The organism is Sphingomonas sp. ID1715, assembly GCF_013044515.1.
GTDB lineage: Bacteria > Pseudomonadota > Alphaproteobacteria > Sphingomonadales > Sphingomonadaceae > Sphingomonas_B.
Map to the genome: position 1 here is coordinate 756,429 of NZ_JABEPR010000001.1, position 12,278 is coordinate 768,706.

The window sequence follows — 12,278 nt, forward strand, 5'->3', positions numbered from 1 at the left end:
CTGTCGGCGGGCCGTTGCGCCCTGATGAGCAAAGATGCCGATAGCGCACTGCGTGACCTGCTGAAGCTGCTGAAATCACGCGGCTATCACTTCGTCACGCCGACACCCGCGAGCCATCAGCGCGTGGTCGCGCGCGCCGATATGCGGGAAGCACGTGACCTGCGCGGGCTGCTCGGCTGGAGCCTCCCTGCCCCGGCAGGCACGGATGATGCCGTGGAGGACCTGCTGCGCCAGGCCGGCATGCTCGATGAGCCGGATGGCCGCGTCAAAAGCCGGCTCCGCGTGTCGAGCCTGGGCGGACAGCTCTGGCTCCATTCGGCTTATCCGACGGAAGCGAAGGACGCCGTGTTCTTCGGCCCCGATACCTACCGGTTCGCGACCCTGATCGGGGACGAGCTGTCGCGCCGGCCGCTCGCGCGCGGGGCGCACATCGTCGATATGGGCGCCGGCGCGGGCGTCGGCGGCATCGTCGCCGGGTTGTGCAGCGACGCGCCGCAGGTGAGCCTGACCGACCTCAACCCAAAGGCGCTGCGGCTCGCGCGGGTCAACGCCGTGGGCGCAGGGGTGGCGGCGGAGACGATCGAGTCCGAAACACTCGATAAGGTCGCCGATCCGATCGACCTGGCCGTCATCAACCCGCCCTACATCATCGATGATGGCGACCGCGCCTATCGCGACGGCGGCGGCATGCATGGCGGCGAAGTGCCGTTCAACATGACAGCAATGGCCGCGCGGCGGTTGGCGCCCGGCGGCCGGCTGATCCTCTACACCGGCGCGGCGATCGTCGGCGGGCGCAACCCGCTGTGCGAGGCGATTGGCGCCCTCGCAGAGCAACTCGGCCTCGCGCACCGCTGCCGGGAGCTGGACCCCGACGTGTTCGGCGAAGAGCTGGAGAAACCTGCCTATGCCGAGGTCGAGCGGATCGCCTTGGTGGCGGTGACGCTGGAGCGACCCTCCTGATCGTCCTTCCCGCGAAAGCGGGAACCCAGAGTTCGTGAAAAGAAGAGCTGGGTCCCCGCTTTCGCGGGGATGACGATGTTAGATGGAGATCTAGAAGGTCATGCTCCAGCCGAGGCTGAGGACGCGGCCCTGATCGTAGCGGTTATAATAGACGATGTTCTGGCCGTTGGTCTGGAACTCGCGATATTTGGTGCCCGTCAAGTTGCGCGCCTCGATCTTCAGCTCGGATTCGATGCCCGCGATCGTCACGCCCTGTCGGGCGACGAAGTCGAGGCGAAGACCCGGCCGTTCGATGATGTCGGGCTGGCCGCTCGCGCCGCGATTGGTGACGCGGTCGCTGGCATAGGTGATCAGGAACGTCTGCTGCGACAGCCCGTCGCGGTCTTCCAGGCCGAACTCCACATTGACGATATGATCGGACTGGCCGGTCAGCGGCACGCCGTCGTTGAACAGCTCGCTCGCCAGCACGGTGCGGTTGAGCGAAGTCGGGAACAGCGCGGCGGTGTCGCCCGCGCCCACCCGGATCTTCGACTTGGTATAGGTATAGTTGCCGATCAGCACGATGCGCCGGCGCTGGAAAAAGGGGCTGCTCGATGCGTCGAGGTTGAAGTGCTTGGTCAGCTCGAACTCGCCGCCATAGAGAATTGCGCTCGGCGCATTGGCGAAGCTCGACACCACGCCATTTTCGTTGACGCTGGCGAAGGTCTCGATCGGGTTGTTGATCTTCTTGAAAAAGCCCGAGGCTGAGAGCCTCTGCTCGCGCGCGAAATACCATTCGGCGCGACCTTCATAATTGGTCAGCTGGCTGTCGATCAACAGCGGGTTGCCGCGGAACAGCCGGTTCGAGTCCGGATCGAAATAGGGCTGGAAGATCAGTTCGCGGAACTGTGGCCGCGCGATCGTCTTCGATCCGCTGAGGCGCACCTGCAGCTTGTCGTTGATCTGGTAGGTGAGCGTCGCCGCCGGCAGGAAATAGTCGCGGTCGAGATTGGTCGCCGCGAGCGAGGCGACCGGCGTGTTGTAGACCTGCACCGGGCTGACCGTCTGCTTCGCCTGTTCGTAGCGGACGCCGGCATTGATGTTGACCTCGGGCGTGACCTGCACATTGGCCTGCAGATAGCCGGCATGGTTGCGCAGCGTCGCGTCGAACACAGGGTTGGACTCGTCCTCGATCACCTTGATGCCGTAGAAATCGATCGGCCCGCGCGAGATCAGCAGATCCGGGCGCAACAGACCCGCTGCCTGGGGAACGCCGCCCGACGCGAAGATCAGGAAATCGCGGCGTTCGGTGCGGCGCTGCGTGTCCGAGAAATAATAGCCGCCGGTCAGGCGCAGCCAGTCGTTGAAGCGGTAGCCGACGTCGACGCCCGCCGACCACAGATCCTCGTTGAGGTTCGAAAAGGCGACTTCCGCATTGCCCGGATTGCCGTTGTTGAGATTGTTGACGAAGAACTGGCCATATGGATCGTTGGCGCGGTTGCTGCGGAAATATTCGAAGGTGGATTCGAACGGTGATTCCCGCTGCGAATTGGCGAAGCCGCCGCGCAGATCCACCGTCAGATTGTCGAGCGGCTTCAGTTCGCCGACCAGCTGCGTCGAAACCAGCTGCCGTTCGAACCAGGCGGTGTCCTGCGTCAGAAAGTCGGCGCCGGGAAAGGTGACTTCACGCTTGCCGAGGCCGAGCCGGGCCTGTTTCAGCGTGTCGCGGATATAGACGTTGGTCCAGCGGACCTTGTTCTCGCCCCATTCGACGCCATAGCCGACCAGCGCATTCACCATGATGCGGTTGTCGGTGATGGTCCGCAGAAAGTCGGTGTTCAGCGCCGACAGGTCGAACGTCGCGGGCGTCTGCTGCGTGGTCTGGCGGGTGCGCCACTTGTTCGAATAGGCGAAGTTGGCGATCACGCCGACGGTCGCATCGCCGACGTCGAAGCTGTGCCCGCCCGAGATCGAGGCCGACCAATTGACCGGAATCTCGTTGTTGCGAAACACCACGTCCTGGCGCGAGTTGACCAGCTGCTGGGCCAGCGTCGCGGTGTCGACGCCGCCCTGGGAAATGCGCTGGCCGCTCGCGATGTAGTTCCTGAGCGCCGGCGGGCGGTCGCGTTGGCCATTGTCGAACCCGGTCCAGTCGGTGTCGCTACCGAAATAAGTATAACCGAGCTGGCCGGTCGTGTAGGTGTCGTAGCCGACGCCCGCACCGACCGTGATGAAGCTTTCGGTCGGGATCGACTTAGTGGTGAGGTTGATGACGCCGCCGCCGAACTCGCCGGGGAAGTTCACCGAATAGCTTTTCTGGACCAGCGACGAGGCGACGACGCTGGTCGGAAAGATATCGAGTGGAACGACGCGCTTCAGCGGCTCGGGGCTGGGCAAGGGCGAGCCGTTCAGCAGCGCCAGCGAGTAGCGGTCACCGAGACCGCGGACGTAGACGAAGCCGTTTCCCACCACACTCAGGCCGGTCACGCGCCCGAGCGCACCGGCAATATCGCCGGCGCCTGTACGCGCGATGTCCGCGGTGCTGAGCACCGAGAGGACCTGAAGCGATTGCTGGGCCGGTTCGACATAGGCGCGGCCGCGCACGACGATGTCTTCCTCGCCGCCTGGAACCGAGACTTCGGGCGCCTCCTGCGCTTCCTCGGGCTGTGCCGCTTCGGGCACCGCCTGCGGCGTCTCGGACGGGCCGGCGGGCGCTGCCTGCCCGCCGCTCTGCGCGAAGGCGGGTGGCGCAACCAGCGCGGTCGTGATCAGCAAAAGGCTCGCATATGCCAGCGGCTTCGCCATGGAATTCAACCCCTCAAGATATTCGAAGAGGCGGGGCGCCGCCGTCCAGGCCGCGCCCCGCCCCACATCATGCTTCAGCTTCAGGTCGTCGGGATCGACGTGCAGAGGCCGTTGGTGTTGGCGAGGCCGAAATCGGCGATCGCGCTGTTGCACACCCAGCCCTTGAACCACTGGTCGTTCGTGTCCTTGAACGCTCCGATATAGGTCACGTTGTCGAAGAAGGCGGTGCCCTGCGCTTCCGGATCGGCGTTGAGGCTGGTCAGGTTGGTGCCGTTGAACGGCGTCACCGCCGTTTCGTTGGCGCCGTTCACGAACAGGTTAGTGAGCGTCGGCGTGAAGGCGTCGTTGTTGCCGTTCGAGCCCGTGCCGAAGATCGCCGCCACCTGCGCGTCCGTGACCGTGTTGCGGCCGTTATATTTGGTCGCACCGCACTGGAGCACCACCGAACGGAAGATGGGCGCCCCCTGTTCGTCGATCGCGGCATCCGCCGTCGTGGAGGCGGTCTGCGCACGACTGATCGCCAGGCAGGAGCCGGCGTTCGGCGCGACGATGACGCTGTTCAGGATGCGATAGTCGGTGCCGCCGCGCAGCAGGATCGCGGTGTTGTTCGACTGCGAAATGCGGTGGATTGCCGTCATGTTGGACACGATCGTATTCTGCCGCGGCAGGTTGCCGTCGAGCGTGTTGTCGCTGTCCGCTTCGATGATCGAGTCGCCGACATTCTGGCGCTGCACGACCAGCACATACTGAAAGTTCGCCTTCAGGCCGGTGTCGGTGTCGAGATTGTCGTCCTCGGCGCCGACCGACACGAAATACTTCATGTTGACGCGACCGCCGAAGAACTCGGCGCCGTCGTCCGAACTGTTGAACGACTGGATGCGGCTGAGCTGGGTGCCGCGGCCGACACCCTGGGTGGTCAGCGACTGCAGCTCCGCGTTGCCGGACAGGACGAAGCCCGAGAAGCGGATCTGCACGAAGCTCATCGTGCCGCTATTGTCGGTGTTGGTGGCGCCGCCATAGAGCGCCGGGTCCTGCGCGCCTTCGGTCTGGCGTTCGCAGGCAACGGTGCCGGGCGCGGCGTTCGGATTGGCGCAGTCGGTGATCTGCGCGCGACCCGACAGCACGACACCGCCCCACTGACCCGAGCTGCTTTCGGTGTTCAGGCCGGCGACATTGTCGCGGCTGGTGAAGATGATCGGCTGGGTGGCCGTGCCGACCGCGGAGATGCGGTGGCCGCGATTGACGTTCAGCCAGGACACGCCCGTGCCGCCGAACACGACCACGCCCGGATCGATGGTCAGCGTGACACGCGTCTCGTTGGCGCCCGGGGTCGGCCCGAGATCGGTGCCGACATCGACGCGGCCGCCCAGGCGATAGACCAGGCCGGCGATCTTCGGCAGCGTGATGGAGTTGTTGATCCGCGCCGGCAGCGTGCAGACGCGGAACGTGCCGACGCTGTTGTTGGTGATCGTACCCGAATCGGTCAGGCCCTGCGGGTCGGCGATGGTCGGGCAAGCCGAGGCTGGGGTGATCAGCGGCGGCGGGGTCGGCGTCGGCGTGGGGCTCGGAGTCGGGGTCGGCGACGGAGCCGGGTTGTTGATGATGATGTTGCCGCCGGTGCCCGGCGATGCGATTTCATCGGCGCCACAGGCCGCCAGCGGAATGGCGGCGCCGAGCATCAGAAACAGGCGAGTGCGCGACATCATGATCCCCTTTTGAATAAGACGAGCAGCAGGCGGCGTGGACCGCCCCGTCGGAGGACCGGCTAGGCGCTCAAAGCGTCGGTTTCGCGACGGCAGCGTTACGCCTCCGCGACGGATTGATGACGGTTCAGTGACTCGGTTGCCGAGCGATGCCGGTGCCGCTAGCGGCGCGCCGGTTCTTATCGATGAAGGCGAAATGATGATCAGGATTTGGGTGCCGGCGGCACTATCGCTCCTCGCGCTAGCGGGCTGCGGTGAACGGGGCGAACAGGCGGACGATGCCATTCAGGTTCAGGGACAGGCGTCGACTTCGGCGCCCGCGCGGCCGGCGCCGGAGGAAGTCAGCGGGCAGCCTTTCGTCGCGACGGTGCTTGGCGCGCTCGATTTCTCGATCGCCGGCGCAAACGCGGTGGCCGAGCGTGGCGAGCACGCCAACGCCAAGGCCCTGGCGCAGAAAGTTTCGAGCGAGTTCGCAGGGGCCCGAGCAGAACTAGCGCAGGTCGCCCAGGCCGGCGGGCTGAAGGCTGAGGGCGTGTCCGCGCCGACTCACGCATCCGATCTCGCCATCCTGTCGTCCACAGGCGGCGCGCCGCTCGACATCGCCTTCGCCAAGCAGCAGGTCGATGCGCTGACCCTGCTCGTCGGCACAGTGCGCGCCTACAAGAATGGCGGCGACAATCCGGCGTTGAAAGCCTGGGCAGAGAAATATCAGGGCGTCATTGGCGAGCGGCTGCTCGACATTCAGACGCTCAACGCAGAGCTGGAGGGCAATGGCTAGCGCTGGCAGGTGGCGCAGAAGAAGGTGGAGCGGCCGCTGTCGACGCGGCGCCTGACGGGGGCGCCGCAGCCGCACGCCTCCCCTTCCCGGCCATAGACGCGCCATTGCCGGGCGAAATAGCCGAGTTCGCCATCGGGCCGCGCATAGTCGCGCAAGGTGGAGCCGCCCGCCTCAATTGCTGCTTCGAGCACCGACTTGATCGCCGGCACCAGCAGTTCGAGCCGCTTGCGCGAGATGCGGCCGCCCGCGCGCGTCGGCGCGATACCCGCCATGTGCAGCGCCTCGCAGACATAGATGTTGCCGAGGCCCGCGACGATGCGTTGGTCGAGCAGCAGCGCCTTGATCGGCGCGCTGCGACCCTTCAGCGCAGCGTTGAGATAATCGGCATTGAGTTCAGGCCCGAGTGGCTCCGGTCCCATCTTCGCGAAGGCCGGATAGCTGTCGAGCGCGCTGGTCGCGAACAGGTCGACAAAGCCGAAGCGGCGCGGATCGTTGAGTGACAGCAGGCGGCCCTCGCCCGTCTCCAGCACCAGATGATCATGCGTGCCGATCTCCTCCGGGTCCAGCCGCCACCGGCCCGACATGCCGAGGTGAAAGATCATCGTGTCGCCGCGATCGGTGTCGATCAGGCCATATTTAGCGCGGCGGCCGAGACCAGTCACTCGCGCGCCGATCAGCCGCTGGCGCAGGTCTGGCGGAAAGGCGAAGCGCAGGTCCGCGCGGCGCGGCTCGACGGATGCCAGCAGTTGACCCTGCAGCACAGGCTGCAAACCGCGAACGGTGGTCTCGACCTCGGGAAGTTCGGGCATGTCTGACCTAATCCATTCGCTCATCCTGAGGAGCCGTTGAGCGAAGCCGAAGCGGCGTCTCGGAGGATCCTTCGAGACGGGTCTTCGCCAAGCTTAGCCCCTCCTCAGGATGAGCGGGAGAAAGTGGCGCTTAGCGGTGTTTGCTAGCACGACAACCCTTCGCTAGGGCTCCCGCGATGCCTGAAACAGTCTCGTTCGGTTACCAAGACGTCTCGCCGGAGGAAAAGACCCGGCGCGTCGGCGCGGTCTTCTCCAATGTCGCGCGCCGCTACGACATCATGAACGACGCCATGTCGGCGGGCATGCATCGGCTGTGGAAGGACCGGTTCGTGCGGCGGGTGAAACCGCGCGCGGGCGAGGACATTCTCGACATGGCGGGCGGCACCGGCGACATCGCTTTTCGTCTCGCCGCTGCCGGCGCGAACGTGACCGTCGCGGACATCAACCCGCAGATGCTCGAAGTGGGCATGGACCGGGCGCAGGCGCGCGGCCTCGACGGGCTGGTGTGGAGCGAGGCGAACGCGGAAAGGCTGCAATGGCCGGACCGCTTCTTCGATGCCTACACGATCGCCTTCGGCATCAGGAACGTGACCGACATCCCCGCGGCCTTGCGCGAGGCGCATCGCGTGCTGCGGCGGGGCGGCCGCTTGTTCTGCCTCGAATTCTCCACGACGGTCTGGCCCGGCTTTGCCGAAGTCTATGACTTCTACTCCCATCGCCTGGTGCCGAGGATCGGCAAGATCGTGGCGGACGATGAGGACAGTTATCGATATTTGGTCGAGTCGATCCGTCGCTTTCCCGACATGCCGACCTTCGAGCGGATGATCGGCGAGGCCGGCTTTGTCCGCACCAAGGTCGAGCCCATGCTCGGCGGCCTGGTCGCCATTCATTCGGGCTGGAAGATCTAGTTGGCCTCTACCGCCACTCACCTGTTCCGGCTGTTTCGATGGGCGCGGACGCTGGCGCGGCACGGCGCCCTGCGCGGCATCGAGCGAGACGCGATGACGCCGCCGGCCGTGCGGCGGCTGGTGCGGATCGCCCGGTTCGGCGCGCGGGTGCCGGAATCGCCCGCTTATGCGACGGCCTTCCAGTCGCTGGGGCCAGCCGCGATCAAGTTCGGACAGGCGCTCGCAACCCGTCCCGACCTGGTCGGCCCCGAGGCTGCCGCAGACCTCAGCCGGTTGCAGGACAATCTACCGCCCGCCCCCTTCGATGAGGTGCGCAAGTCGATCGAGCTGGCGCTCGGCAAGCCGATCGAAGCGCTGTTTCAGTCGATCGATCCCGAGCCGGTCGGCGCCGCCTCCATCGCGCAGGTTCATCGCGCGATCACGAGCGACGGCCGGCAGGTCGCGGTCAAGGTGCTGCGGCCCGGCGTCGAGGAAGAGTTCGCCAAAGCGCTCGAGACCTATGAATGGGCGGCGGCGCAGGCCGAGGCGTTCGGCGGCGAGTTCGAGCGGCTGCGGCCCCGCCTCGTCATCGCGAATTTCCGCCAATGGACGATGCGCGAGCTCGACCTGCGGCGTGAGGCGGCCTCCGCATCGGAGCTGGCCGAGGGCATGGCCGCTGAACCCGGCTATTGCGTGCCGTCGATCGACTGGGCGCGCACCGCCCGCCGCGTGATGACGCTCGAATGGGTCGACGGCATCAAGATAGCGCGGCGCGACGAGTTGCTGGCGGCCGGGCACGACGTGAAGGAAATCGCCGCGCGGCTGGTGCGCGCCTTTCTGCGTCAGGCGATCTCCGAAGGCTTTTTTCATGCCGACATGCACCAGGGCAACCTGTTCGTGCGGGATGACGGCACCATCGTCGCCATCGATTTCGGCATCATGGGCCGTATCGACCGGCGCGCGCGCATGTGGCTGGCGGAGATTCTCTACGGCCTGATCACCGGCACCTATGAGCGGGTCGCAGAGATCCATTTCGAAGCCGGCTATGTGCCGCCGCACCACAATATCGCCGAGTTCACGACCGCGCTCAGGGCGGTGGGCGAGCCGATGCGGGGGCTGCCGGCCAAGGACATCTCGATCGGCAACATGCTCGATGGGCTGTTCGCGATCACCCGCGACTTCGACATGCAGACCCAGCCGCATCTGCTGCTGCTGCAGAAGACGATGGTGATGGTCGAAGGCGTGGCGCAGGCGCTCGATCCCGAAATCAACATGTGGGAGACGGCGGCCCCGTTCGTGCGGGAGTGGGTGCGCTCTGAGATTGGTCCCGAGGCGAAAGCAGCGGATGCGATTGTCGAACTCGGCCGCACGCTCGCGCTCGTTCCGGACCTGATCCGGCGCCTCGATCATCAACTCCCCAAGCCCGGTGCTGCGCCTCCCCCGCCCCCGCTGGTCGACATCAACGTGGTGCGGATCGCCAGCGGCTGGCGCTATGGCACTGTCGCGCTGATCGCGGCGGCGATCGGATCGGGCCTCACCCTGCTCCTTGCCTGACGCTTAAGAATTTGGCGCTAGCTGGGGAGCATGGCGAACCCGATCTGGCTGAAGCAACCGACCGCCATGGCGGCACTCCCGCCCGCGCCGGCGCGCCTCGTGCTGGGGCTGGTGGCGCTGCTGCTTGCCTTTTGCCTGACCGCGGTGACCGCCCCCGAACCGCCCAAAGCCTATGGCGATGCGGCGCATCATGCGGAGGATCGCGCCGACATCCTGCTCTACCAGCGGATCGTGCAGGGGCTCGGCGAGGGCGAGGATTACTACCCTCTGGTCGCAGAGTCGCTGCGCACGGGCAACTACCCGCTCAAGCCCTTCGTCACGTTCCGGCTGCCGAGCCTGGCGACAGTGCAAGCGGCGTTTCCGCCCGCTGGATCGTTCCTGCTGATGATCGGGCTCGCCGGGGCGGTGCTGCGCGTCTGGTGGTTATGGCTAGGGTCGGCGACCAACGGGCGGAGATCGCAACTGATCGGCGCCGCGCTTCTTGTCTGCGGCGTCGCGGTGCTCGCCAAGCCGGAGATGGTGCCGTTCCATGAGCCCTGGGCTGCGCTGCTGGTGGCGCTGTCGCTCGGTTGCCGCACCGAGGAACGTTGGGGCGTCGCGGTCGTGACCGGACTGGCGGCGATGCTGATCCGCGAGACGGCCGCGCTGTACGTCGCCGTCATGGCGGGAATGGCGCTGATCGAGCGGCGGCCGCGCGAGATACTGGGCTGGGGCGCAGCCCTCACCGTCTTTGCGCTGGCCGTGGCCGCGCACGCGGCTGCCGTGTCGGATGTCGTTCGCACCGACGATCCTGCCTCACCCGGCTGGGCGGGGATGCTGGGCTTCGGCTTCACGGTCAATGTGTTGCGGGGGACCACGTCGCTCGCTCATCTACCGACCGGGCCTGCATTGCTGTTGACCGGATTGGCGCTGTTCGGCTGGGCGGCCGCGCCCGGCGCGCTCGCCAGGAGAGTGCTGGCGACGATCCTGGCATATGGCACGCTGCTGGCTCTGTTCTGCCGCGCCGATACATTCTACTGGGGCTTGATGATCGCGCCCGCATTCCTGGTCGGCCTCGTCTTCGTGCCCGATGGCCTGAAGGATTTGATCGCCGCTGCCCGGCTTCGTCCACGCACCGCATGACGGCCGCAGCGGGCAAGCGCATCCTGCTGATCGTCGGCGGCGGCATCGCGGCCTATAAGGCGTGCGAGCTGATCCGGCTGATCCGCAAGGCGGGAATGAGCGTGCGCTGCGTGCTGACCGATGGCGGCGCGCAGTTCGTCACGCCGATGACGCTCGCCGCCCTGTCCGAACAGCCGGTCCACACCAGCCTGTGGGACCTGAAGGACGAAGCCGAGATGGGCCATATCCAGCTCAGCCGCGAGGCCGATCTGGTGGTCGTCGTACCGGCGACGGCCGATCTGCTGGCCCGCATGGCGGCGGGGATTGCCGACGATCTCGCCACCACCCTGTTGCTCGCGACCGACAAGCCGGTGCTGGCCGCGCCCGCGATGAACGTCCGCATGTGGCAGCACGCCGCGACCCGGCGCAACGTGGAGCGGCTGCGCGCCGACAGCGTCACCGTGCTGGACCCCGACGAAGGGCCGATGGCCTGCGGGGAGTTCGGGCCTGGGCGGCTGCCGGAGCCGGAGGCAATACTTGCCGCTCTGCAGTCTGCCCTGAAGCCTGCGTTCCCTTCGAGCGCAGTCGAGAAGCATATCTCGACTTCGCTCGATACGAACGGAGCAATAGGCAAGCACGTGATCGTCACCGCCGGCCCTACGCACGAGCCGATTGACCCGGTGCGCTACATCGCCAATCGCTCGTCGGGTAAACAGGGCTTTGCCATTGCAGAGGCACTGGTACGACGCGGCGCGCGCGTGACGCTGGTGAGCGGTCCGGTCGCACTGCCGACGCCGTCAGGAGTCACCCGCATCGATGTCGAAACCGCGGGCGAAATGGCGGCGGCGGTCGAGTCGGCCCTTCCCGCCGACGCTGCCGTGATGGTCGCGGCAGTGGCCGATTGGCGGGTCGAGCCCTCCGCGTCCAAGATCAAGAAGCGTGGGTCGACGCCCGAGCTCTCGCTGACCGAGAATCCGGACATTCTCGCTGGCCTGTGCGGCCATGCGCAGCGGCCGAAGCTGGTGATCGGCTTTGCCGCAGAAACCGACGACGTGGTGGAGAACGCCCGCTTGAAGCGCACGCGCAAGGGGGCGGACTGGATCATCGCCAATGACGTGTCGGGCGATGTGATGGGCGGGACGCGCAACCGCGTGCACCTCGTCACCGCCGACGGCGTCGAGGACTGGGACGACATGCCGAAGGAACAGGTGGCCGCGCTGCTGGCCGACAGGATTGCCGATGCCCTTGCCTGAGATCGAGATTCGCCTGAAGCGCCTGCCGCATGGCGAAGGACTGCCGCTCCCCGCCTATGCCACCGCCCATGCCGCCGGCCTGGACGTGGTCGCGGCGGAGGAGTTGACGCTCGCGCCGGGCGCGCGCCACGCGGTCGCCACCGGCTTCGCCATCGCCATCCCCGCAGGTTATGAAGTGCAGGTGCGCCCCCGCTCAGGCCTTGCCCTCAAGCACGGTATCACCTGCCTCAATACGCCCGGCACGATCGACGCGGACTATCGCGGCGAAGTGAAGGTGATCCTCGCCAACCTCGGCAGCGAGCCGTTCGAGATCCGCCGCGGCGACCGCATTGCGCAACTGGTTCCGGCGATCGTCCAGCAGGCGCGCTTCACCGAAGCGCAGGAGCTGGACGAAACCGAGCGCGGCGCGGGCGGTTTCGGATCGACGGGCGTTTAGCGCAGCACAATTT

At 66.5% G+C, this 12,278-nt stretch carries 10 protein-coding genes; 7 read left to right on the top strand and 3 right to left on the bottom strand.

The window, feature by feature from the left end; genetic code table 11:
- The first annotated feature begins 24 nt into the window (after positions 1 to 24).
- Entirely contained in the window at positions 25 to 960 is a 936-nt protein-coding gene (locus HJG53_RS03625) for a methyltransferase (RefSeq protein WP_171127794.1), read from the top strand.
- 90 nt (positions 961 to 1,050) lie between these two features.
- On the opposite strand, the gene HJG53_RS03630 is transcribed toward HJG53_RS03625, so the two are convergent.
- Together HJG53_RS03630 and HJG53_RS03635 are read right to left on the bottom strand one after the other, a co-directional pair.
- Positions 1,051 to 3,744: a TonB-dependent receptor gene (locus tag HJG53_RS03630; RefSeq protein ID WP_171127795.1), complete on the bottom strand. Its 2,694-nt coding sequence runs from the start codon at positions 3,742 to 3,744 to the stop codon at positions 1,051 to 1,053.
- Between the two features lie 80 nt (positions 3,745 to 3,824).
- The gene (locus HJG53_RS03635) at positions 3,825 to 5,450 is read right to left on the bottom strand and encodes a hypothetical protein (RefSeq protein ID WP_171127796.1); all 1,626 of its coding nucleotides are present in this window, start codon (positions 5,448 to 5,450) and stop codon (positions 3,825 to 3,827) included.
- 193 nt (positions 5,451 to 5,643) lie between these two features.
- Here HJG53_RS03635 and HJG53_RS03640 point away from each other — a divergent pair, with 193 nt between their 5' ends.
- On the top strand, positions 5,644 to 6,225 hold the full coding sequence (locus HJG53_RS03640) for a DUF4142 domain-containing protein (RefSeq protein WP_217352580.1): 582 nt from the start codon (positions 5,644 to 5,646) through the stop codon (positions 6,223 to 6,225).
- Here the strand turns inward: HJG53_RS03640 and mutM are convergent.
- Positions 6,222 to 7,034, bottom strand: a complete 813-nt coding sequence (gene mutM, locus HJG53_RS03645; RefSeq protein WP_171127798.1) for a bifunctional DNA-formamidopyrimidine glycosylase/DNA-(apurinic or apyrimidinic site) lyase — start codon at positions 7,032 to 7,034, stop codon at positions 6,222 to 6,224. The genes HJG53_RS03640 and mutM overlap by 4 nt on opposite strands.
- A gap of 176 nt (positions 7,035 to 7,210) precedes the next feature.
- Between mutM and HJG53_RS03650 the strand changes: the two genes are divergently transcribed.
- From HJG53_RS03650 to dut, 5 genes are read left to right on the top strand one after another with little or no spacing between them, the layout of a single operon-like run.
- Complete coding sequence (locus tag HJG53_RS03650; RefSeq protein WP_171127799.1) at positions 7,211 to 7,942, top strand: class I SAM-dependent methyltransferase; 732 nt, start codon at positions 7,211 to 7,213, stop codon at positions 7,940 to 7,942.
- Positions 7,943 to 9,475, top strand: coding sequence for a 2-polyprenylphenol 6-hydroxylase (ubiB, locus tag HJG53_RS03655; RefSeq protein WP_171127800.1), 1,533 nt, complete (start codon positions 7,943 to 7,945; stop codon positions 9,473 to 9,475). It abuts the gene before it with no gap.
- A 30-nt stretch (positions 9,476 to 9,505) separates the two neighbouring features.
- Positions 9,506 to 10,597: a hypothetical protein gene (locus HJG53_RS03660; RefSeq protein WP_171127801.1), complete on the top strand. Its 1,092-nt coding sequence runs from the start codon at positions 9,506 to 9,508 to the stop codon at positions 10,595 to 10,597.
- Entirely contained in the window at positions 10,594 to 11,829 is a 1,236-nt protein-coding gene (coaBC, locus tag HJG53_RS03665) for a bifunctional phosphopantothenoylcysteine decarboxylase/phosphopantothenate--cysteine ligase CoaBC (RefSeq protein ID WP_171127802.1), read from the top strand. Before HJG53_RS03660 ends, coaBC begins: the two co-directional genes overlap by 4 nt.
- Complete coding sequence (gene dut, locus HJG53_RS03670; RefSeq protein ID WP_171127803.1) at positions 11,816 to 12,265, top strand: dUTP diphosphatase; 450 nt, start codon at positions 11,816 to 11,818, stop codon at positions 12,263 to 12,265. The genes coaBC and dut overlap by 14 nt, the downstream gene beginning before the upstream one ends.
- Positions 12,266 to 12,278 lie beyond the last annotated feature (13 nt).

Coding starts and splice junctions, on each gene's coding strand:
- HJG53_RS03660 (WP_171127801.1), top strand. CDS start 9,506: ATGGCGAACCCGATCTGGCTGAAGCAACCGACCGCCATGGCGGCACTC.
- HJG53_RS03635 (WP_171127796.1), bottom strand. CDS start 5,450: ATGATGTCGCGCACTCGCCTGTTTCTGATGCTCGGCGCCGCCATTCCG.
- HJG53_RS03630 (WP_171127795.1), bottom strand. CDS start 3,744: ATGGCGAAGCCGCTGGCATATGCGAGCCTTTTGCTGATCACGACCGCG.
- HJG53_RS03640 (WP_217352580.1), top strand. CDS start 5,644: ATGATGATCAGGATTTGGGTGCCGGCGGCACTATCGCTCCTCGCGCTA.
- HJG53_RS03650 (WP_171127799.1), top strand. CDS start 7,211: ATGCCTGAAACAGTCTCGTTCGGTTACCAAGACGTCTCGCCGGAGGAA.
- dut (WP_171127803.1), top strand. CDS start 11,816: ATGCCCTTGCCTGAGATCGAGATTCGCCTGAAGCGCCTGCCGCATGGC.
- HJG53_RS03625 (WP_171127794.1), top strand. CDS start 25: ATGAGCAAAGATGCCGATAGCGCACTGCGTGACCTGCTGAAGCTGCTG.
- mutM (WP_171127798.1), bottom strand. CDS start 7,034: ATGCCCGAACTTCCCGAGGTCGAGACCACCGTTCGCGGTTTGCAGCCT.
- coaBC (WP_171127802.1), top strand. CDS start 10,594: ATGACGGCCGCAGCGGGCAAGCGCATCCTGCTGATCGTCGGCGGCGGC.